The 22,141-nt window shown below is 60.2% G+C and carries 18 protein-coding genes and 1 tRNA gene; 13 read left to right on the top strand and 6 right to left on the bottom strand.

What is annotated here, in order from left to right; translation table 11 throughout:
- Positions 1 to 40: 40 nt before the first annotated feature.
- From ACQKP4_RS04310 to ACQKP4_RS04300, 3 genes are all read right to left on the bottom strand, one after another.
- A complete protein-coding gene (locus tag ACQKP4_RS04310; protein WP_427630732.1) occupies positions 41 to 1,384 on the bottom strand; it encodes a cation:proton antiporter in 1,344 nt (447 codons plus the stop codon).
- 30 nt (positions 1,385 to 1,414) lie between these two features.
- The gene (locus tag ACQKP4_RS04305) at positions 1,415 to 2,272 is read right to left on the bottom strand and encodes an SDR family oxidoreductase (protein ID WP_427630731.1); all 858 of its coding nucleotides are present in this window, start codon (positions 2,270 to 2,272) and stop codon (positions 1,415 to 1,417) included.
- Positions 2,273 to 2,346: 74 nt separating this feature from the next.
- The gene (locus ACQKP4_RS04300; protein WP_427630729.1) at positions 2,347 to 3,492 is read right to left on the bottom strand and encodes a MalY/PatB family protein; all 1,146 of its coding nucleotides are present in this window, start codon (positions 3,490 to 3,492) and stop codon (positions 2,347 to 2,349) included.
- Positions 3,493 to 3,820: 328 nt separating this feature from the next.
- On the opposite strand from ACQKP4_RS04300, the gene fdnG reads away from it, so the two are divergent.
- The 11 genes from fdnG to ACQKP4_RS04245 all read left to right on the top strand — a co-directional run bounded on the left by fdnG (position 3,821) and on the right by ACQKP4_RS04245 (position 17,497).
- Positions 3,821 to 6,886: a formate dehydrogenase-N subunit alpha gene (gene fdnG, locus ACQKP4_RS04295; protein ID WP_427630727.1), complete on the top strand. Its 3,066-nt coding sequence runs from the start codon at positions 3,821 to 3,823 to the stop codon at positions 6,884 to 6,886.
- On the top strand, positions 6,886 to 7,821 hold the full coding sequence (gene fdxH / locus ACQKP4_RS04290; protein ID WP_427630725.1) for a formate dehydrogenase subunit beta: 936 nt from the start codon (positions 6,886 to 6,888) through the stop codon (positions 7,819 to 7,821). Before fdnG ends, fdxH begins: the two co-directional genes overlap by 1 nt.
- Entirely contained in the window at positions 7,818 to 8,471 is a 654-nt protein-coding gene (locus ACQKP4_RS04285) for a formate dehydrogenase subunit gamma (RefSeq protein ID WP_427630723.1), read from the top strand. Before fdxH ends, ACQKP4_RS04285 begins: the two co-directional genes overlap by 4 nt.
- Positions 8,472 to 8,475: 4 nt before the next feature.
- Positions 8,476 to 9,402: a formate dehydrogenase accessory protein FdhE gene (fdhE, locus tag ACQKP4_RS04280; RefSeq protein ID WP_427630721.1), complete on the top strand. Its 927-nt coding sequence runs from the start codon at positions 8,476 to 8,478 to the stop codon at positions 9,400 to 9,402.
- 168 nt (positions 9,403 to 9,570) lie between these two features.
- Entirely contained in the window at positions 9,571 to 10,992 is a 1,422-nt protein-coding gene (gene selA, locus ACQKP4_RS04275; protein ID WP_427630719.1) for an L-seryl-tRNA(Sec) selenium transferase, read from the top strand.
- Positions 10,989 to 12,896, top strand: coding sequence for a selenocysteine-specific translation elongation factor (gene selB / locus ACQKP4_RS04270; RefSeq protein ID WP_427630717.1), 1,908 nt, complete (start codon positions 10,989 to 10,991; stop codon positions 12,894 to 12,896). The genes selA and selB overlap by 4 nt, the downstream gene beginning before the upstream one ends.
- A gap of 6 nt (positions 12,897 to 12,902) precedes the next feature.
- Positions 12,903 to 12,998, top strand: a tRNA-Sec gene (locus ACQKP4_RS04265).
- A 108-nt stretch (positions 12,999 to 13,106) separates the two neighbouring features.
- Positions 13,107 to 14,195 carry an AI-2E family transporter gene (locus ACQKP4_RS04260; protein WP_427630715.1) on the top strand — a complete coding sequence of 363 codons (1,089 nt, stop codon included), beginning with the start codon at positions 13,107 to 13,109 and terminating at the stop codon, positions 14,193 to 14,195.
- 75 nt (positions 14,196 to 14,270) lie between these two features.
- Positions 14,271 to 15,560 (top strand): NAD(P)/FAD-dependent oxidoreductase, encoded by a 1,290-nt coding sequence (locus ACQKP4_RS04255; protein WP_427630713.1) that lies wholly within the window; start codon positions 14,271 to 14,273, stop codon positions 15,558 to 15,560.
- A 12-nt stretch (positions 15,561 to 15,572) separates the two neighbouring features.
- Positions 15,573 to 16,127: a helix-turn-helix domain-containing protein gene (locus ACQKP4_RS04250; protein WP_427630711.1), complete on the top strand. Its 555-nt coding sequence runs from the start codon at positions 15,573 to 15,575 to the stop codon at positions 16,125 to 16,127.
- 23 nt (positions 16,128 to 16,150) lie between these two features.
- Positions 16,151 to 17,497, top strand: coding sequence for a glutamine synthetase family protein (locus ACQKP4_RS04245; protein ID WP_427630829.1), 1,347 nt, complete (start codon positions 16,151 to 16,153; stop codon positions 17,495 to 17,497).
- Between the two features lie 16 nt (positions 17,498 to 17,513).
- On the opposite strand, the gene ACQKP4_RS04240 is transcribed toward ACQKP4_RS04245, so the two are convergent.
- Positions 17,514 to 18,173 carry an MliC family protein gene (locus ACQKP4_RS04240; protein ID WP_427630709.1) on the bottom strand — a complete coding sequence of 220 codons (660 nt, stop codon included), beginning with the start codon at positions 18,171 to 18,173 and terminating at the stop codon, positions 17,514 to 17,516.
- A gap of 133 nt (positions 18,174 to 18,306) precedes the next feature.
- On the opposite strand from ACQKP4_RS04240, the gene ACQKP4_RS04235 reads away from it, so the two are divergent.
- Positions 18,307 to 18,984, top strand: coding sequence for a dTMP kinase (locus ACQKP4_RS04235; protein ID WP_427630707.1), 678 nt, complete (start codon positions 18,307 to 18,309; stop codon positions 18,982 to 18,984).
- A gap of 17 nt (positions 18,985 to 19,001) precedes the next feature.
- Here ACQKP4_RS04235 and ACQKP4_RS04230 read toward each other — a convergent pair whose 3' ends face one another.
- On the bottom strand, positions 19,002 to 20,024 hold the full coding sequence (locus ACQKP4_RS04230) for a hypothetical protein (RefSeq protein ID WP_427630705.1): 1,023 nt from the start codon (positions 20,022 to 20,024) through the stop codon (positions 19,002 to 19,004).
- Positions 20,025 to 20,789: 765 nt separating this feature from the next.
- On the opposite strand from ACQKP4_RS04230, the gene ACQKP4_RS04225 reads away from it, so the two are divergent.
- Complete coding sequence (locus ACQKP4_RS04225) at positions 20,790 to 21,338, top strand: hypothetical protein (RefSeq protein ID WP_427630704.1); 549 nt, start codon at positions 20,790 to 20,792, stop codon at positions 21,336 to 21,338.
- A 332-nt stretch (positions 21,339 to 21,670) separates the two neighbouring features.
- Here ACQKP4_RS04225 and ACQKP4_RS04220 read toward each other — a convergent pair.
- Positions 21,671 to 22,141, bottom strand: a 471-nt coding sequence (locus ACQKP4_RS04220; protein WP_427630702.1) for a malonic semialdehyde reductase, incomplete at its 5' end; no start/stop codon positions are given.

Genomic DNA, 22,141 nt, shown 5'->3' with positions numbered 1-22,141 from the left:
AAAATTCGATAGTTTCGTCGCGACATTGGCTGCCGAAAAATCAATTAACCTGTTTCTTGCGCCGTTCATACCGGGCGAGGGAGGGCTGAGTGCTGATCCCGTGGATAACAATGCTCAGTGCCACCACGGACAAGGTCAGGTCGGTGCACAACGTCGCGACCGACTGCCCCAACCCGTGGTTCAAGGCGTAGAACAGGTAATACAGGCTGCCGATGCCGCGAATGCCGAACCAGCCGATCAGCAGCCGTTGGCGCCACTCGAGCAACCGGCCCCATGGCATCACAGCGACGCTCAGTGGGCGGATCAGGCAAAACAGCACGGCACCGATCGGCAGCGCCCGCCAGTCCCAATGCGCGATCAACACCACGCCAAGCAACGTCACCAAAAACACTTCCATGGCCCGCTCCACCAGGCTGCCGAAAGCGAGCATGTCGCCCATCATGATGCCCGCCGCGACCTGGGTGTCTTCAAGTTGGTCGGTGTCGCCATGAACGGCGTCTTGCGGTTCGACGTTCTGGTGTCCCACCACCGCTTGCACCAGGTGCTCGGCGGGCACGCGAGAGTCGCCCGTGGACTTGACCTCTGCCTGACGCAAACCCAGGCCAGCGGCGAACACCGAGAGAAAGCCGTAGGCGTGAATCGATTCGGCGCCGACATACGCCAGGGCGATCAGCGCGAGTGCCAGGTAATCGTTCGGCGACAACGTGCTGTCGTCATTGCGGATGCGCAGCGACAGCGTCAGTCGCCCGATGCCACGGCCCATCCAGTAACCCAAGAGCAAACCGGCAGGAACCGCCCACAGCACACTGTTTAACAGCCAATCGCCGAACCAGCCGGGGTTGCCGTCGTGTTGCAACAGCAGCAAGCCGAGGATCACAAACGGGAAAGCGATGCCGTCGTTAAGCCCGGCTTCCCCGGACAAGCCGAAACGCACGCTGTCGTCATCCCGGGCGTCGTTGACCTGGACGAGGGCGGCGAGTACCGGGTCGGTCGGCGCCAGGATCGAGCCGATCAACATCGAGGCGCCCCACGACACCCCAAAGACGTAGTGCAACAGCAGACAGACTCCGCCGATGGTCAAGACCATGACCGGGCCCGCCAGGCCAAACGCAATCCGCCAGTTTTTATCCTTGAGCGGCAAGCGCAGCTTCAGCCCCGTGACAAACAACGAAAACAGCACCGCGACTTCCGTCAGGTGCTCCATCCACGTCGAGGCATCGTCGGTGTTCAGCTTCAACAGCCCAAGCCCCGCCGGCCCAATCGCCGCGCCCAACACCAGGCACACCGCCGAGGTGGTGACCGGCATCCAGCGCAGGTACGACGAGGTCAGCGCGAGCGCCAGCAACACCGCGCCCAGCACGGCCACCCATACAGTGAAACTCATAGTCGATGCTCGCGGTGGTGGGGCGCTGCGTTAAAGAATCGGCTTGCCACCGGTCACGCCATAGCGCTGACCGGTGATGTAACTCGCTTCATCCGACGCCAGCAGCACATAAATAGGCGCCACTTCCACCGGTTGCCCCGGTCGCCCCAGCGGGGTTTCGCCACCGAAGTTCTGCACTTCCTCATCAGGCATGGTCGAGACGATCAGCGGCGTCCAGATCGGTCCCGGCGCCACGCTGTTCACCCGGATGTTCTTCGGCCCGAGCATCTGCGCCAGGCCGCCGGTGAAGTTGGCAATCGCGCCTTTGGTGGTGGCATACGCAAGGAGGGTGGGTTTGGGCATGTCCGAGTTAACCGAACTGGTGTTGATGATCGAACTGCCGGGCTTCATGTGCTTCAGCGCGGCCTGACAGATCCTGAACATGGCCGTGACGTTCACATCAAACGTCATCACCCATTCTTCGTCGGGGATGTCTTCGAAGTCTTCGTGGGTCATCTGGAACGCGGCGTTGTTGACCAGTACGTCGATGCGGCCGAAACGCTCCACGGTCTTGTCGACCAGCGCCTGGCATTGCGCTTTCTGGGCGATATCACCGGGCAGTAGCAAGGCTTGGCGCCCGGCCTGCTCGACCCAGCGCGCGGTTTCTTGCGCATCTTCATGTTCATTGAGGTAGGCGATGGCGACATCCGCGCCTTCACGGGCGAAGGCGATGGCCACGGCGCGGCCGATGCCACTGTCGGCACCGGTGATCAGGGCGATCTTGCCGTCGAGCCGGCCCGACCCTGTATAGCTTTGCTCGCCGCAATCCGGGTACGGGTCCATTTTCCGCTGGGCACCGGGGACGGATTGGCTTTGTGGTTTGAAGGGTGGTTTCGGGTACTCGGTCATGGGGAAATCTCCGTTCTCAAGGCAACAGCGTCAAAGGATGGACCCTGCGCGTTTGCCTTGAGTTCGGTTGGATTTCACCTGGCCAGACTGCGCTCCATCCGCGCAATGCCTTCCTCAAGCAACGCCCGAGGGCAGCCGAAGTTCAAGCGCACGAATTGCCGGGCGTTGTCGCCAAAGTCGATGCCGGCGCTCAACCCGACTTTCGCCTTGTCGAGGAAGAACTGCTGCGGGTTGTCCAGGCCCAGCGCCGAGCAATCCAGCCACGCCAAGTACGTGCCTTGCGGGACGGTCATGGTCACACCTGGCAAACGCGTGCGAACGGCTTCCACCAGGTAATCGCGATTGCTTTGCAGGTACGTTTTCAACCCGGTCAGCCAAGGGCCGCCTTCGCTGTAGGCGACACGGGTGGCTTCCATGCCCAGCGGGTTGACGCTGTCGACCATGCCGCAGCGGGCGTGGTTGACCCGTGCCCGCAGCGCCGGGTCTTGAATGATCATGAACGAGGTCTTGAGACCGGCGATGTTGTAGGCCTTGCTCGCCGACATCAGGGTGATGGTGCGTTTGGCGATGTCCGGGCTCAGGGTGGCGGTGGGCAAGTGGACGCGGCCGTCGAAGCACAGCTCGGCGTGGATCTCGTCGGAGATGATCCACGCGTCGTGTTCCAGGCAGATGTCGGCAATCGCTTGCAATTCTTCGCGGGGGAAGACCTTGCCCAGCGGGTTGTGCGGGTTGCTCAGCAACAACGCGCCGCCACCTTTCAAGGCTTGGTTCAAGGCGTCGAGTTGGCTGGTGTAAGTGCCATCGGCCTGCGCGTCGAATTCAAGCTCGATCTTGTTCAACCCCCAGTGGCCCGGGGCGTGACGCAGTGGCGGATAGTTCGGCACCTGAACCACCACGTTCTGCTGCGGCTCGATCAGTGCCTTGAGCGCCATGTTGAAGCCCGATTCCACACCCGGCAGGAAGATCAGTTCTTCGGGCAATACGCGCCAGGCGTACTTGTTCCAGAGATCGGCGACCACGGCTGCGCGCAAGTCATCCTGAGGCACGCTGTAACCGACCATCGGGTGTTCCAGGCGTTTGCGCAGGGCTTCAACGATGACCGGCGGCGCGGCGAAGTCCATGTCGGCGACCCACATCGGCAAGACGTCGGCCGGGTAGCGGCTCCACTTGGTGCTGCCGGTGTGGTGGCGGTCGAACACCTGATCAAAATCGAAAGTCATGCTCAGTCTCGTAACAGCGTGGGTGATGGCGGCCATGATAATCGCCATGCCCCTGTGGGCGCGAGACAAAACCTGTGGGAGCGGGCTTGCTCGCGAAGGCGCTGGGTCAGCTTGCATAGAGGTTGAATTAACTGACGCTTTCGCGAGCAAGCCCGCTCCCACAGGGTTGGGTGTTGGCGGGTGATTGGGGATGGCCGACGGTCGGTTTTCACACAGGCCACGGTGCCATTGACTAGAGTTTTAAGTGTCGGCAGCCACGCTGCCGCGACCGTGTCTGCCCAAAGAAACCCGGCGAAAGTACCGGGTTTCACCTGATCAGGAGTGCACGATGGACCTCAACCGTCGTCAGTTCTTCAAGGTCGCCGGTATCGGCCTTGCGGGTTCGAGCCTCGGCGCGCTGGGAATGCTCCCAACGCCGGCCTTCGCCGAGCAAGTGCGTCATTTCAAACTCGCCCAAACCCATGAAACCCGTAACACCTGCCCGTATTGCTCGGTCGGTTGCGGCTTGATCATGTACAGCCAGGGCGACCAGGCCAAGAACGTCGCGCAAAGCATCATCCACATCGAAGGCGACGCCGACCACCCGGTCAATCGCGGCACGCTGTGCCCCAAAGGCGCGGGCCTGCTGGATTTCATTCACAGCCCCAGTCGTCTGCTGTACCCGCAGGTGCGCAAGCCCGGCAGTACCGAATGGACGCGCATCTCCTGGGATGAAGCGCTGGACCGGGTCGCCGACCTGATGAAAGCCGACCGCGACGCCAACTTCATCGAGAAGAATGCGCAAGGCCAAACGGTCAATCGCTGGCTGACCACCGGGTTCCTCGCGGCCTCGGCGGCGTCCAACGAAGCGGGTTACATCACCCACAAGGTCATTCGCAGTCTCGGCATGCTGGGGTTCGATAACCAGGCGCGTGTCTGACACGGCCCGACGGTGGCAAGTCTTGCCCCGACGTACGGCCGTGGTGCCATGACCAATACCTGGACCGATATCGCCAACGCGAACCTGATCCTGGTGATGGGCGGCAACGCAGCAGAAGCGCACCCGTGCGGCTTCAAATGGGTGACCGAAGCCAAGGCGCACAACAAGGCGCGGCTGATCGTGGTCGACCCGCGTTTTACCCGGACCGCCTCGGTGGCAGACTATTACGCGCCGATTCGCACCGGCACCGACATTGCCTTCATGGGCGGGCTGATCAATTACCTGCTGACTGAAGACAAAATCCAGCATGAGTACGTCAACGCGTACACCGACGTGTCGTTCATCGTCAAAGCCGGGTTCAGCTTCGAAGATGGGATCTTCAGCGGCTACGACGTGGCCAAGCGCAGCTATACCGACAAATCCGGCTGGGGCTATGAAATCGGCGAGGACGGCTTCGCCAAAGTCGACCCGACGCTGCAAGACCCGCGCTGCGTGTATCAGCTGATGAAAACCCACTACAGCCGGTACAACATCGACCTGGCCAGCCAGATCTGCGGCATGCCGGTGGAGGCAATCAAGAAGATCTGGGAAGAAATCGCCACCTGCTCGCAACCGGGCAAGACCATGACGATTCTGTATGCGCTGGGCTGGACGCAGCACTCGATCGGCTCGCAGATCATCCGCAGCGCCGCCATGGTGCAACTGCTGTTGGGCAACGTCGGCATGCCGGGGGGTGGCGTCAATGCCTTGCGTGGGCATTCCAATATCCAGGGCCTGACCGACCTCGGGTTGCTCTCCAACTCATTGCCGGGCTACCTGACGTTAGCGGTGGACGCCGAACAGGATTACGACGCCTACATTGCCAAACGGGCGCTCAAGCCGTTGCGTCCGGGGCAGCTGTCGTATTGGCAGAACTACGGCAAATTCCACGTCAGCCTGATGAAAGCCTGGTACGGCGCCAACGCCACGGCCGACAACCATTGGGGCTACGACTACCTGCCCAAGCTCGACATCCCGAGCTACGACATCCTGAAAATGTTCGACCAGATGGGCCAGGGCAAGGTCAACGGCTATATGTGTCAGGGCTTCAATCCGATTGCGGCGCTGCCCGACAAAAACCGGGTGATGGCGGCGCTGGCCAAACTCAAATGGCTGGTGGTGATGGACCCGTTGTCCACCGAAACCTCGGAATTCTGGAAAAACGTCGGGCCGTACAACGATGTCACCAGCGCCGACATTCAGACCGAAGTCATCCGCCTGCCGACCACCTGTTTTGCCGAAGAGGACGGTTCGCTGGTCAACAGCAGTCGCTGGCTGCAATGGCACTGGAAAGGCGCGGACGGCCCCGGCGAAGCGCAGACTGACATTCGCATCATGGCCGAATTGTTCCTGCGCCTGCGCCAGCGTTACCAGGCCAATGGCGGCGCGTATGCCGAGCCGATCCTGAAACTGGCGTGGTCGTACAAGATTGCCGATGAACCTTCGCCGGAAGAACTGGCCAAGGAAATCAACGGCTACGCCACCACGGATTTCACCGATGCCACTGGCGCGGCGATCAAGGGCAACGCGCAACTGAGCGGTTTTGCGCAACTCAAGGACGACGGCAGCACTGCGTCCGGTTGCTGGATTTTCTGCGGCAGCTGGACCGAAACGGGCAATCAGATGGCTCGCCGCGACAACAGCGATCCGTACGGCATGAAGCAGCACCTGGGCTGGGCGTGGGCCTGGCCGATGAACCGGCGGATTCTCTACAACCGCGCCTCGGCGGACCTGGCCGGCAAACCGTGGGCCGAGAACAAGCGGCTGGTGTGGTGGAACGGCAAGGTCTGGACCGGCACCGACGTACCGGATTACAAGGCCGACTCGGCGCCGGACGCCGGGATGAACCCGTTCATCATGAACCCCGAAGGCGTGGCGCGATTCTTCGCCGTCGACAAGATGAACGAGGGGCCATTCCCCGAGCACTACGAACCGTTCGAGACGCCCATCGGCATCAACCCGCTGCACCCCAACAACAAGAAAGCCACCAGTAACCCGGCGGCACGGATCTTCGATTCGGTGTGGGACACCCTCGGCGTGGCCAAGGATTACCCGTACGCGGCCACCAGTTACCGGCTGACCGAGCATTTCCACTTCTGGAGCAAGCATTGCAAGCTCAACGCGATTGCCCAACCGGAGCAATTCGTCGAGATCGGTGAAGTGCTGGCGAACGAGAAGGGCATCGTCGCCGGCGACAAAGTCCGGGTCAGCAGCAAGCGCGGCTTCATCGAAGCGGTGGCGGTGGTCACCAAGCGCATTCGGCCGTTGCAGGTCAACGGGCAAGTGGTGCACCACATCGGCATTCCGTTGCATTGGGGCTTTACCGGGCTCACGCGGCACGGCTATCTCACTAACACCCTGGTGCCGTTCCTCGGCGATGGCAATTCGCAAACCCCGGAATCCAAGTCGTTCCTGGTCAACGTGGAGAAAGTCTAATGGCTAGCCAAGACATCATCGCCCGTTCGGCCACCACCACGGTGCCGTCGTCAGTGCGCAATCAGGAGGAAGTCGCCAAGCTGATCGACACCACCAAATGCATTGGCTGCAAGGCGTGCCAGGTCGCGTGCTCGGAATGGAACGAGTTGCGCGACGAAGTCGGTCACAACCTTGGCACCTACGACAACCCGCACGACCTCAGCGCCGAAACCTGGACCCTGATGCGCTTCACCGAGCATGAAACCGACGCCGGCAACCTCGAGTGGCTGATCCGCAAGGACGGCTGCATGCACTGCGCCGAGCCCGGTTGCCTGGCGGCGTGCCCCAGCCCCGGGGCAATCATCAAACACGCGAATGGCATCGTCGATTTCGACCAGGACCACTGCATCGGCTGCGGTTATTGCATCACCGGTTGCCCGTTCAACATCCCGCGGATCTCGCAAAAGGATCACAAGGCCTATAAATGCACGCTGTGTTCGGACCGGGTCGAAGTGGGCCTGGAACCGGCCTGCGTCAAAACCTGCCCGACCGGCGCCATTGTTTTCGGCAGCAAGGAAGACATGAAGGAACACGCCGCCGAACGCATCGTCGACCTGAAAAGTCGCGGCTTCGAGAACGCCGGTTTATACGACCCGGCCGGGGTCGGCGGCACGCACGTGATGTACGTGCTGCACCATGCCGACACGCCGCAGGTGTACGCCGGGCTGGCCAAGGACCCGACGATCAGCCCGTTGGTGGAATTGTGGAAAGGCGTGAGCAAACCCTTGGGCTTGCTCGCCATGGGCCTGGCGGTGCTGGCCGGGTTCTTCCATTACGTGCGCATCGGGCCGCAGGTGGTGGAAGAGGACGAGTTGCCGCCGTTCAAAGACCCGGCGGTGCATGAAATCGATCCGTCGGTGCACATCGTTGATCCGCGCGGGGAGGACAGACCATGATCCGCAAGCAGATCCTGCGCTATACCGCTAACCAGCGGACCAACCACTGGCTGGTGGCGATCCTGTTTTTCATGGCGGCGCTGTCGGGACTGGCGCTGTTTCACCCGGCGCTGTTCTGGCTGAGCAACCTGTTTGGCGGCGGGCCGTGGACACGGGTGCTGCATCCGTTCATGGGCGTGCTGATGTTTTTGCTGTTCCTCGGGCTGGTGATTCGCTTCTGGCGGGCCAATTTCTTTATTCGCAACGATGGGCTGTGGCTCAAGCGGATAGGCCGGGTGATTCAGAACGAGGAGGAGGGCGTGCCGCCCGTTGGCAAGTACAACCCGGGGCAGAAGCTGCTGTTCTGGACCTTGCTGGCCTGCATGCTGGGGCTGCTGTTCAGCGGACTGGTAATCTGGCGCGCCTATTTCAGCGTGTATTTCGGCATCACCGCCATTCGCTGGGCCATGCTGCTGCATGCGCTGGCCGGGTTTGTGCTGGTGCTGAGCATCATCATTCACATCTACGCCGGGATCTGGATCAAAGGCTCGATCAGCGCGATGTTGCATGGTTGGGTCAGCCGCGCCTGGGCGAAAAAACACCATGAACTCTGGTACCGCGAAGTGACGCGTGACGACGTTCCCGAGCGGCCGGCCAGCAAAAAAGGATAAGCACTTGGCAACGATTCTTGAGCCTGGCGAGATCGAAGCAGCGGCGAGTTCACCGCCGTTTTTGCATGTGCCACCGCGTCATCTGTTCACGCTGCGGGCGTTGGGGCTGGAGCGCCTGGCCGAGGGGCATCCGCTCGCTGATTACCTGCGGCTGGTGGCCGGGCTGTGTCATCTGCAACAGGAATTGCTGGATGACCTGCCGGTTGACGTATTGCCTGACCCCGAACGGCTGAAAATCTGCCAGCAACAGGGTTTGCCGCCGTACGCCGCTGACAGCCTGGTGCGCGAGGGTGAATGGCTGCCGTTTCTGTACGCGCTGTTGCTGCGCTATAAGCCACCGCCTCAACCGGCGGTCAAAAGTGCGATCAACACGCTGCTATCGGCCAACCCCGGACAGCTCAAGGCCTGGGGCGTTGCGCTGGTCAGCGGGCAATACTCGTTGTTGCCCGCCGAAGTGGTGCCGTTTCTCGGCGCGGCGCTGCAAGTGACCTGGAGCCATTGGTTGCTGGACACGCCGAACCTCGAACTCAAGCCCGGCGACAGCCTCAGCCAATGCCCGGCCTGTGGTTCGCCCGCCATGGCCGGGGTCATTCGCCAGCGCGGAAAATACAACGGTTTGCGTTATCTGGTGTGCTCGTTGTGTGCCTGCGAATGGCACGTGGTGCGGGTCAAGTGCGTTTATTGCGAACAGAGCAAAGGCCTGGAATACCTCAGCCTCGATGACGACCGCCATGCCGCCAATCAAGCGCCGTTACGCGCCGAAGTCTGCCCCGGTTGTCACAGCTACTTGAAGTTGCTGTACCTGGAAAACGACGCCGACGCCGAAGCGCTGTCGACCGACCTGAGCAGCCTGATGCTGGACATGCGCCTGGAGCAGGAAGGTTATCAACGGCTGGCGCCGAATCTGCTGTTGGCGCCCGGTGGCGACTGACGGTGAAAGAACATCGTCCGGGGTTCGGCGGCGTTCAATCAATCGTCTTCGCGAGCAAGCTCGCGCCCACAAGGGTCCGGTGTTTATACATCCAATGCGGGAGCGCGCCTGCGGGGGAAAAGATTCAGCGTCTACACTCAGGCGGTCAGTCGTTTTCAGGGGTGCCGGATGTCCGCCAGATCCACCAGCCAAGCCTTGCGGCTGCCTTCCATCGACAGTTTGTTGCGCCACGCGGCGTGTCAGCCGTTGGCCGAGCGCTATGGGCGCGATGCGCTGCTGGCCAGTCTTCGGCAGTTACTCGATGACTTGCGTGAGCCGGTACTGGCCGGTCAACTCGACGCCGTCGAACTTGCCCCCGAGGTGTTGGCGGGCAGGGCCGGCGAACGCCTGGCCACTCAGCATCGCAGCCACGTGCGTCGCGTGTTCAACCTGACCGGCACGGTGCTGCACACCAATCTGGGTCGCGCGCTGTTGCCGGAGGAAGCGATTGAAGCGGTGCAAATGGCCGCGCGGTATCCGCTCAACCTCGAATTCGACCTGCACAGCGGCAAGCGCGGCGACCGCGATGACCTGATCGAAGGGCTGATTCGCGAGCTGACCGGCGCCGAAGCGGTGACCGTGGTCAACAACAATGCCGCCGCGGTGCTGCTGACGCTCAACAGTCTGGGCGCGCGCAAGGAAGGCATCATTTCGCGCGGTGAGTTGATCGAGATTGGCGGCGCGTTTCGCATTCCGGACATCATGGCCCGCGCCGGGGTGAAGCTGCACGAGGTCGGTACCACCAATCGCACCCACGCCAAGGACTATGAAGCGGCCATCAACCCGCGCAGCGGCCTGGTGATGCGCGTGCATGCCAGCAATTACAACATTCAGGGTTTCACCACCCGCGTGTCGACCGCCGAGTTGGCGACGCTGGCGCACCAACACGGTTTGCCGCTGCTCGAGGACCTGGGCAGCGGCAGTCTGCTGGACCTCACGCGTTGGGGGCTGCCGGCAGAGCCGACGGTGCGTCAGGCGCTGGTGGATGGCGCGGACATCGTCACTTTCAGCGGCGATAAATTGCTCGGCGGTCCGCAGGCCGGGTTGATCGTCGGCCGCAAAGAACTGATCGCCAAAATCAAAAAAAACCCGCTCAAGCGTGCACTGCGCGTCGACAAACTGACCCTCGCCGCGCTTGAAGCGGTGCTGGGCTTGTATCGCAACCCGGATCGACTGGCGGAGCGACTGCCCAGTTTGCGCCTGCTGACCCGAGCGCAAGCCGACATCCTCGCCCAGGCCGAACGCCTGCAACCGTCGTTGGCCAAGGTCCTGGGCGAAGGCTGGAGCCTCGGCGCGGTGTCGGCGCTGGGCATGATCGGCAGCGGCAGCCAACCGGTCGCGCGCCTGCCGAGTGCGGCGTTGTGCCTGCGGCCGAATGTGACCAAACGCCTGCGCGGGCGGCAATTGCTGGCGCTTGAAACGGCGTTTCGGCAGTTGGCGATTCCGGTGCTCGGGCGCCTGGACGATGACGCATTGTGGCTGGACTTGCGGCAACTGGACGATGAAGCGGCGTGGCTGGCGCAACTCGATCAACTGCGGGTGCCAGGGTGATTGTCGGCACCGCCGGGCACATCGACCACGGCAAGACTGCGTTGCTGCAAGCACTGACTGGTCAGGCCGGTGATCGGCGCCCGCAGGAACGCGAACGCGGCATGACCATTGACCTCGGTTATCTCTACGCGGCACTTGAGCCGGGCGCAGCGCTGACCGGTTTTATCGATGTGCCGGGGCATGAGCGCTTCACCCACAACATGCTGGCCGGCGCGCAAGGCATTGATCTGGTGTTGCTGGTGGTCGCGGCGGATGACGGCGTGATGCCGCAGACGCGCGAGCATCTGGCGATTGTCGAACTGCTGGGCATTCCTCGGGCGTTGATTGCTATCACCAAATGCGACCGGGTGGAGGCGGCCAGAGTGCAGGTCGTGCGCGAGCAAATCGACAGCTTGCTGGCGCCCGGACCGTTTGCCGACGCGCCGCAGTTTGCGCTGTCGAGTGTGACCGGGGAGGGCATCGACACCCTGCGCCAAGCCTTGCTTGAGGCACAAAAAGACGTGCTTCAGCGCAGCACCGGCGGCGGTTTTCGACTGGCCATCGATCGTGCGTTTAGCGTGGCGGGCGCAGGGATCGTGGTCACCGGCACCGCGTTGTCGGGGCAAGTGGCCGTGGGCGATACGCTGCTGCTCGGCCCGCAGGGCAAACCGGTGCGTGTTCGCGGCTTGCACGCACAGAATCAGCCGGCCGAGGTCGCAATGGCCGGGCAGCGGGTGGCGCTGAACCTGAGCGCGGAGCGTCTGGCGCTGGAGCAGATTCATCGCGGCCAGTGGCTGTTGGCGGATTGGCTGTTCGCACCGACCCGGCGGCTGGACATCGAGCTGCGCTTGCTGGCCAGCGAGTCAAAACCGTTCGAGCATTTTCAACCGGTGCATGTGCATCTGGGCACGCAAGACGTGACGGGGCGGGTGGCGCTGCTGGAGGGCGCAAGCCTGGCGCCGGGGGCGCGGATGTTTGCGCAAATCCTGCTGAATGCGCCCGTGCATGCGGTGCAGGGCGATCCGTTGATTCTGCGCGATCAGAGTGCTCAGCGAACCTTGGGCGGTGGCCGCGTCCTCGACCCGTTTGCGCCGACCCGCCAACGTCGAAGTCCTGAGCGATTGGCGCAGCTACAAGCGCTCGCGACGTTCGCCAATCTGGAAGCAATATGGCCGGCGTTGTTGGCCAACAGCGACAGCGGGCTTGCTCCGCAGCAGCTCGAACGCCAGTTCAATCGGCCACGCAGCGGCTGGGTGTTGCCCGATGACGTGCGCCTGATCGATACGCGTCAAGGCCCGTTGCTGTTCAGTGTCGCCCGTTGGGATGCGCTGAAAACGCCGCTGCTGGAACACCTCGCACGCTTTCATCAACTCGAACCGGATCAGATGGGCCCGGACCGTGATCGCCTGCGCCGCTTCACCGGCACCGCGCTGGATCGACCGACGTTTATCAGCCTGCTCGACGAATTACTCGCCAGCGGTGCCATCGTCGCCAGCGGGCCGTGGCTGCATCTGCCCGAGCATCAGGTGCGTTTGAGCGAAGACGATGAAACGCTGTGGCAGCAGCTGGAGCCGCAGTTCGAACAAGCCGGTTTTGATGCGCCGTGGGTCCGCAACCTCGGACACGATGAGGCCTCGGTGCGTTTGCTGCTGCGCAAAATGGCGCGGTTGGGCCTGCTGCACCAAGTGGTCCGTGACCTGTTTTACACCGACGCGATGCTCCGTCGATTGGCGGCTATGCTTGTGCAACTGGCGGCGCAGAACCCGGTGATTCAGGTCAGCGAGTTCCGCGACGCGGCAGGGTTGGGGCGCAAGCGCAGCATTCAGATTCTCGAATACTTCGACCGGATCGGCCTGACGCGACGCCTCGGCGACAGACGCCAGGTGCGGTTCGACAGCGCCCTGGCCCAGGCAAACGATCACTGATTTCAAGGAAGGCAATCGCGCCCGGTGGCGCGGCCGGGCTTCAAACCCGGTTGGGGACGGCATCCGTTCCCGGGCAGGTTCGACTCCGGCTGCCTTCCGCCATTTCTGCGCTCAAGTGCCCGAAACGTTTGGCGTGCAGCGCGGCGATACCGATATTGAGCGTCTATGCTGGGCTTACCCCGCCCACAAACGACCTGCAAGGAGGCACCCATGGTGCCCGTACCTTTCACCGAGAAGACGTTGACGCGCAGCCTGCTCGATGTACTGATCCGCGCCGGTTTGATCGCCATCCTGGTGCTGTTCTGCTTTGAGATTTTCCAGCCGTTTCGCGATTTGATGCTGTGGTCGCTGATCCTCGCGATCACTCTCTATCCGCTGCAAGAACGGCTGAAAGGGCCGCTCGGGCAAAAAGAAGGGCGGATTGCGACGTTGATCGTGCTGATTGCCATCGTGATACTGATGGTGCCGATTTACCTGCTGGGGACTTCGATTGCCGACTCCGTCGAGCACGCCATGAGCACCGTAAAGGCAGGCGGGTTCCATATTCCGCCGCCTGCCGAATCCGTCGCCAGTTGGCCGGTAGTAGGCAAACCGCTGTCGGACGTATGGCTGCAGGCCTCCACGGACCTGCCCGACCTGACCGCGAAATACATTCCGCAGATCAAACACGCCAGCCTGGGCCTGCTGGGCAAACTCGCCGGGGTCGGCATGGGTTTTCTTACGTTCATTTTTGCGCTGATCATCGCCGGGGTGTTCATGGCCCATGGCGCAGCCGGTAGTCGTAGCGCCGTGCAAATTGCTTCGCGCGTCAGCGGTCCGGCCAAGGGCCCGCAACTCGCCGAGCTGTGCACCGCGACCATTCGCGCCGTGGCGTTGGGCGTGGTCGGTATCGCGTTCATTCAGATGTTGCTGGTGGGGCTCGGGTTTGTGTTCAAAGGTGTTCCCGGCGCCGGGTTACTGGCCTTGGCGGTGTTGCTGCTGGGGATCATGCAACTGCCGGTGACGCTGATTACGGTGCCGGTGATTGCCTATGTGATCGGCACCGAAGGGGTCAGCACCACGACCATTATTTTCTCCATTTATGTGTTCATTGCCGGGCTGGTCGACAACGTGCTCAAGCCATTGCTTCTCGGGCGCGGGGTGGACGTGCCGATGCCGGTGGTGCTGATCGGAGCGTTGGGCGGCATGGTCACCAGCGGAATCATCGGCTTGTTTATCGGGCCGGTGGTGCTCGCGGTCGGGTATCAGTTGTTCTGGCAATGGGTGCAGGATCAACCCGAGGGCGCGCCACCAATTTGAAGGCAAGGTTGCTTGTGTGAAATTATTGCTGTAGTTTTTCATGAAATTATAAATAGATAATTTCATGAGGGCGGTATGTTCCAGCAATCCACGCAGCATGTCGCCAGCTATTACGCCCACAGTTGCGCTGATCGCCTGACCACTCGAGCTGAACTGGCAGGTGAGCACGACACCGATGTAGTGATCGTCGGCGCCGGGTTTAGCGGGTTGCATACGGCATTGCGCCTGGCCCTGGCCGGCAAGCGTGTGACGTTGCTGGAAGCCAGTCGGGTGGCGTGGGCCGCCTCGGGGCGCAATGGCGGTCAGGCGATTCTCGGCTGGTCGTGCGACATGCCACCGCTGGAGGCGGCGCTCGGTTACGAACGCGCCCGACGCTTGTGGGACGGCATGCGTTGGGCCGCGCAGGAGTCGCGTGAGTTGCCTGGGCGTTATGGTTTCGACTGCGACTATCGCGCCGGCCATTTGTGGACGTCAGTGATGCCGCGCCGGGTCAGTCTGTTGACCGAGTGGCAGCACGAAGCCAGTCACAAGTGGGGTCACGACGGTTTGCAGTTCATCCCGCGTGAGCAGTTACCGCAATGGATCGCCAGCGAGCGTTATCAGGCCGGTCTCTACGACCCCGAAGGCGGGCACCTGAACCCACTGAAACTGGCGCTCGGCCTCGCGGCGGCGATTGAACGGGCCGGCGGCCGCATTCATGAGCAGAGCAAAGCGCTGAGTTATCGAGAGGAGGGCGGTCGGTGGCGGGTCAACACCGAGCGCGGATCGATTCGCGCAGACGTTCTGGTGCTGGCGTGCAATGCCTATCTCGACGAACTCGACCCGCAACTGGCCCGTTGCGTGTTGCCGGTCGGCACCTATCAAGTGGCCACCGAGCCGCTGACGCCCGAGCAGGCCACGGCGTTATTGCCGAGCGACGTCTGCGTCACCGACAACCAATTCGTTCTCGACTATTTCCGTCGCACGCCGGACCACCGATTGCTGTTCGGCGGTGGCTGCACCTATCTGGGCGGCATGCCCAACGACATCGCTGGCGCGACTCGGCCGTTTCTGGAGCGCGTATTTCCGCAGCTCAAAGGCGTGGCGCTGGAATTCGCCTGGGGCGGGCACATCGACCTGACACTCAAACGTACCCCCGACATTGGCGGCAGCGGCAATCGCTATTGGCTGCAAGGTTATTCCGGGCATGGCGTGCTGCCGACGCTGGCCGCCGCCCGTGCAGTGTCTGACGCGATTCTCGGTCAGACCGATGAACTGGCGTTGTACCAAGGCCTGGAGAACGGCCGCTTTCCCGGAGGCAAATACCTGGCCGCGCCGCTGGAAGCCATCGGCAAGGCGTGGTATCGACTGCGCGACAGTATTTGAGGAACTCCGTACATGGACAAGCAAGAAGAAATCGCTGCGCTGGCGATCCTGATTCACGACCTGCGCAAGCACAAGAAATACACGTTGAAAGACCTGGCCGACCAGATCGGCCGCTCGGTCGGCTTTTTGTCGCAGGTCGAACGGGGCCTGTCGCGGCCCACCGTGGCCGATCTGACAGCGATCAGTGAAACCCTCTGCGTGCCCACCACCTACTTCTACAGCTTGCCAAAGCCCAAGGAATTGCCTTGGGTCACGCGGCCGGACGAGCGCCGCACGCTGTATTACGCGAACGGCATCACCGACATTTTGGTGTCGCCGAAAATCCGCGCGTCGTTTTCGATGCTTGAAAGTCACCTCGAAGCGGGCGCCAGCAGTGGCGACCGGCACCTGACGGACAGCTCGGAGCAGGGCGGTTACGTGCTTGAAGGGGAGTTGACGCTGTGGCTGGGCGACGACGATCCGGTGATCTTGAGCGCTGGCGACAGTTTCCAGTTCGACAGCCACACCCGTTGCCGCTACGGCAACCTTTCCGAACAACTCACGCGAGTGCTTTGGGTTTACACCTGAGAACCAACCAAGGACCAACCATGATGGATGCTGTCTGCTCTGACCTGCTGGCTGAAGTGCGTGCCTTTCGCCAACGCTATCCCGACGTGCGTTATGTCGACCTGATTGCCCTGGACATTCCGGGGCATTTCTACGGCAAGCGTTATCCCGTGGATATGTTGGAAAAAGTGGCGGCCGGCAGCGCGCTCAAGCTGCCGCAAAACTGCGTGCTGCTGGGGGTGCAAGGCGGCCTGTTCAAGATTGGTGATTACTGCTTCAACGACGGCGACCCGGATGCGGTGCGGCGCTTGGTGCCGGGCACACTGCAACCGGTGACCTGGGAAGCGCAATCGCTGGGGCAGATGTTGATCACCTCGGACGGCACCGACCAGCCGATCGTGTTCGAACCCCGCCAGGTCCTGGCACACGTGCTGGAACGGCTGGCGGGCAAGGGCATTCATCCCGTGGTGGCGTTCGAGCTGGAGTTCTACCTGTTCGACAGACAGCTGCGCGACGGACTGCCACAGTTTCCCCGCGACGGGCTGACGGACGATGCCGATGATCAACCGAACATGCACATCGAGCGCCTGTCACGGTTTGCGCCGGTGCTGGATGACATGGTCGAAGCGGCGCGCGCGCAGGGTATCGACACTACGGTGATCACTGCCGAACTGGGTCCGGGCCAGTTCGAGATCAATTTCGGGCATCTCGACGACGGGTTGCGGGCCGCCGACTGGGCGGCGCTGTTTTGTCGCAGCAGCCGTGGCGTGGCGCTGAAACACGGTTACCGCGCCAGTTTCATGGCCAAGCCTTACTTGCAGCATCCGGGCAGCGGCATGCATGTGCATGTCAGTCTTTATGACGCGGCCGGCAGTAACATCCTCGCGGCCAATCAGCAGCAACCGTTGCGTCACGCCGTGGCCGGGTGTCTGGAGTTGTTGCCGCACTGCATGCCGGTCTTCGCGCCGAACCAGAACGCCTTTCGCCGGTTGGGCGGCACCACCAACGTGGCCAATCAAGCGAGCTGGGGGTTCGAGGACCGCGATGCCTGCCTGCGGATTCCTGAATCGGATGCGAAGAACCTGCGGATCGAACATCGCCTGGCCGGCGCGGACGCCAATCCTTATCTGGTGTTGGCGGCGATTCTGGTGGGGCTTGAACATGGGTTGGACGCGGGCAAAGAGCCGATCCCGCCGTTGAATGATGATCGCAACAGCGGCGTCGGTTTCCCGCTGGAAATGCTCGATGCCGTCCGTGTCATGCAGCATCAGCCGCAACTTCGCGAAGGCCTTGGCGCCGAGTTTGTGGACGTGTATTGCGAGAACAAACGACAGGACCATCTGGCATTCATGCAGGAGATCAGTGCGCGGGAGTATCGCTGGTATTTGTAAGCGGGGGGTGGGGGCTTTAGCCAATTGGCTCGGCGGTACACTTCATTGCCACCGAGCCTGGCTTCTGGAACAGCACAAGGTCGTCGTTTTGCCAGAAGCTGTAATTGCCTTGGGAATCCTTGCCCGTGTATCGCGCGCCAGAATCACTTGGCACCTGGCTCAGGGTGATCGAGGCATTGGCCCATCTCAGGTACACAACGCCGGGCTGGGTGGTAAAGAAGGTGGCGGCAATCAGCGCGTTAAGCCCGGCACAGCGATACGCCAGCGGGCCTTCCGTGAGCCGGTCCGGGTCTTTGGTGCGCACAATCGCCGAGCCTTGGCGCAGTTGAAAGGCGCGTTCGGCGTAACTGCGAATAACGCACGTTTTGGGCACTGGGTCGGCAGCGCACTGATTGCGCGCATCGATCCAGAACTGTTGGTCGATGGTGACCTTGTCCGGACGCGGTACTGAATGTTCATCAGTGAGTGCCAGGCGATAGAGACGTGTCAGCTCGACATCCATCTGCGCCAGTTGTGAGTCGCGACAGATCAGCTTTTCGACAGCGACCTTTGTACTGGTGCAGTCGAAACTGGTTTTGAAGATGGCCGGGGTGGACGCTGCAGTGGCACAGGTGCTCGTCGCCACATAGACACCAGCAGCGAACAGGCAGGTGAAAAGCGCCGTGAGGGTTTTCATGTTGGCGTTACCCAGATCATGACGTGCTGCCCGGATTGCCATGGAGCTATTGATACTAGCTGAAAAGCCCTATGAGAGAAGTTCCACCCTGTTAGAGTGCGCATCAATCTCTGTTCAGATCGTTATGTGAAGAATGAATCGTTCGCTGTTTGTCTCTCTAGATGGGCCCAAGGGAACCGGCAAAACCACACTGTTGGAGGCCGTTACGAAAGCACTGAGGGCAGACAATAAAAAGGTGATCCGACTTTGCGAGAAAAAAAGCGATCCCTTCAGGGCTGAAACAATGGCCCTCGTTAACAAACTCGTCAGAAATCCCTCTCGGGATTTGGAGTTGAGGGTATGTGAACGCTTTGCGGATAGTCGTACCTGGATCTCTCGGCACGTGCTGGCTAAACAGCCACCAGGCAGCATCATCTTGATCGATCGCTGGTACCCGTCTGATGCCGCGTTCCGCCGGACAATCCCGTTTTCGCAGATTCTGCAGCTAAACATGGATCGAAACGTGCAAGTGCCAGACCTGCATGTCGGGGTTGTCACCGACCCTGATATTTCATGGGCGAGGGCAGCGGCACGCCGGCGTGGGTTGAGCAGTACGGTGATCCATAAGCTGGAAGAACATGTCGCGTGTACCAGGGCGTTCGAGCAAGCGATTGCAGATCACGGCTGGGTTTTATGCCGGAATGAAGGCACCATCGAAGACGCAACGATGCAGGTGATTTCTGAGATTTATAGAGTCCTTCAATGCTCCGTAGGTGAAATTCACTGCGCCGGCCTTGATGCGGTTGAGATAGCCGCAGACATGGATCGCTAGCAGGATCGAAGGGGGGATCAGCCTGGCGTTGCGATCAAGCCTTTGCGAACGAGCCACTCAAGAACAAGTGCGGCAATAGCGTCGCTATTGTTGTCAGCCATCAATGCGTGACTGTTTCCATGGATTCCGCGCTCAGGCAGAACAATCCATTCAACGTCAACATTTGCCGCCCTCAAGGCCTCGGCCCAACGATGTGCGGCGGGCATAGAGTGTACCCAGAACGGATTTACATCCAGATAGTCGCCCCACACAAACAGATGTGGGACGCCACGCAACACCATCGGGTCGTATTGCAGAGGGTCAGGCGCGCCTGAAGGCTCCAGCGAGATGACGGCTTTTACCTGCTCCGGAGAATGCAGCGCCGCCGTCATTCCAAAATTGCCACCCTGGCTGTGAGTCAGCAGAATCGAATGCCCCATACGTGCGATCAATGCGTCGTACGCCCGCTGCGTCCGCACATTATTCGTCGCCCAGCGAGGCACAAACTGATTCATGAATGATTCGAAGTGCGCAGCGTCAAAGCGTAGATCGCTGTAAGGACGGCGCAAAACCGGATCGACGTTCCACGAGCCAGCCGGGCCGAAGCGAAAGGTCTCTTCCCACGCCTCCCGTGCTGTACGGAAGTAGGGGACCTCGTCATAAATTTGAGGGTAGGGTGCCCACGATGCGCGGCCGCGTTCTACTGCGTCCGATACGTACACATCGAAACCCGCACGCAAGAAGAACATCTGCCATCCAGGCCGGCCGTCGGGCGTCGTTTCCCAATTGACGCCTGTCATGCCACCTCCATGCCACAACATCAAAGGGCATGAACCGCGAGGCGCAGCAAGTTTCACGTACTGCACGTACATCTGACCGACGACGATTTCACCGTTTTGCTCAATGGGATGAGCAGGGCCATTCAAGGTACTGACGCGCGCCCTTTTTGGCATCCCCGACAAACTAACCACCTCACCGCCGACAAAAAAACTGCCAATTTCATGAATGACGAGTGGAGCCTCGGTGGTCGTACTTTCTTCAGATTCATCTTTAGTTTTCATAGGAATTGCTCAACGCCATGATCAGCTAGCCCTTTGAGATGCCGACGACTATTACGGTTCTAATCGCCGAGAAAATCGTGAGTGCCATGAACACGAAAAACTTGGCCCGTTGAGAGAGTGGACGTCAGAAACGGATTTGTCGAATCAGTGCCTAACGAGGCTTATGAACATTTCTACCATGACACATTATTTAACATAATATACATTACACGTAACAAAGTATTTCATGATTACCCCGGTGTGACTGTCGAGATTATTGAAATGTGAGAAAAACGGCAAAAAATGAGAATGGTGCCAAATCAAGACCTTAGTTTTTGCATTTCATCCGGTACCTCACGAATTCTCAGCAAAATATGAGGATCTGGCAGCCAGAACGCTCGGAAGAATTTTCTTGGCTGTGTGGCCGCGCGGCCTTTGCCGTCGCTGTAATGCCTAATTTTACGTCATCCACAGCGAATCCAAAAACATCGCCTCCGACTGCGTGATCGCACACCGCATGCGAGATCGCTTATTCGTTTGATTTAAGGAGTCTTTTTAGGGAGCGCTTGTTCGTTTACGGCATTACACACGTCAGAAATCCACACGTACACGCGTCGCTGTGTGAAAACTGGAGCGTATCGCGTGGACTGGTTGCGCAGATCTAAAGCGCTGCCACATCAGATTTAAAGCCCGGTGAGGCCTCTTCCTTTCTTCATGGCGGTGTCTGCCACCACATGCTTGAATGCCGCTCTACAAACGTGCCTTACCAATTGACGGAGATATTGCATGTGGCTGTGTACAGAATGGAAAATCGACTGGGACGCCGTAGCGGCTGTGGCGACGTCTGCTGCTGCAACAATCGCACTTATTATCTGGAGCTTTGATAAAGCTCAAAGAAAACGTGAACGGGCCGCAAGCGCAAAGCTCCTAGCTCAGATCATGACAACACCCGTTGGAGCTACCCAGATAGAGATCGCGAAATTCAGATGCTACGTAGTGCCCTCTGATGGCGATCAAACCTATGTGGTGGATTTGCTAAATGATGAAAACGCACGGAAAGATCTGGCTGCTCAAGCCACGAAGATCACGATCGAACTGCCATCTCAATTCTTAGATAAAGCTGACATTTTCAGTGAGGCAGTCAACAACAGGCTTGCCAATGCTTTCTCACAAGTGAACCGCCTAAAAAAGATGTCCAGCCTCCTGGGTGATCTACCAAACTCAGCAATGGTGGACGAAATTTCTCAGCACCTTATGGCTGTGCTCAACCAAATCAAAGAGTCAGAACAAGCCACAATGGAAGCTTTCCAAGCCCTTTTAAAGGCCGGAAAGTGAGCTTGAATTAGACTCACGCCCCCTCCTCACGAATAATATAGAGATATAACTCAACTAAACATCCATTTAGTTGAGTTATAAGGCTATCTGCTGTCGAGCATGAAATCTCCGGTTACTGTCAGTTTTTTCTAAAGTCGATGCTCAACTATTTTTTGGGAGTAAGATTTTAACTAACCTGGCAATAGGTGCGAGGTTCGAGCCGGCGAAAAGTGCGGTAATCCGGAGCACTACATGCCCAGTATGCATCAACTTGCAAGGCCCGCAGGGTGTGCTCCTGCCACGCTAATGAGCGGCTCGTCGCGTGACGCGCTCTTTCAGGCCGACGCTGCTCACTAAACCACGATGCAGCTTTGCTCAAAGCTCAAACGCGGCCCTTTAGGACGAACTTTCTCTCTGTCGCCATAGCCAAGACTGCAGAGAAAATTGCTTTTCCAGCGACCGTCCGGGAAAAACTCCTGATCAAGTCTGGCGCTATCGAAACCGGACATGGGGCCGCAATCCAATCCTAGCGCCCGCGCGGCCAATATCATGTAAGCGCCCTGCAAGCTGCCGTTACGAAAAGCTATCGTAGCGGCTGCTGCAGGATCATCTCGCAGCATGGCTGCCAGGTCGTACGCAGTGAACAACTGGGGAAGGAACTCAATAAATTGCGTATCGATGGCGATAATCACCGTCACTGGCGCCGCCAGAACTTTCTCGCCATTAGCCCCCTTGAGTGCCGGAAGCATACGTTGCTTGCCCTCCTCCGACTGCACAAAGAGAAACCGCGCAGGGTTGCAGTTGTTGGCGGTCGGGCCTTGCCT

Source organism: Pseudomonas sp. NPDC086278 (assembly GCF_050280905.1).
In the GTDB taxonomy this organism is placed as follows: domain Bacteria; phylum Pseudomonadota; class Gammaproteobacteria; order Pseudomonadales; family Pseudomonadaceae; genus Aquipseudomonas.
Note: the sequence above shows the minus strand (reverse complement) of the source record. Positions and strands in the feature narration are given on the sequence as shown.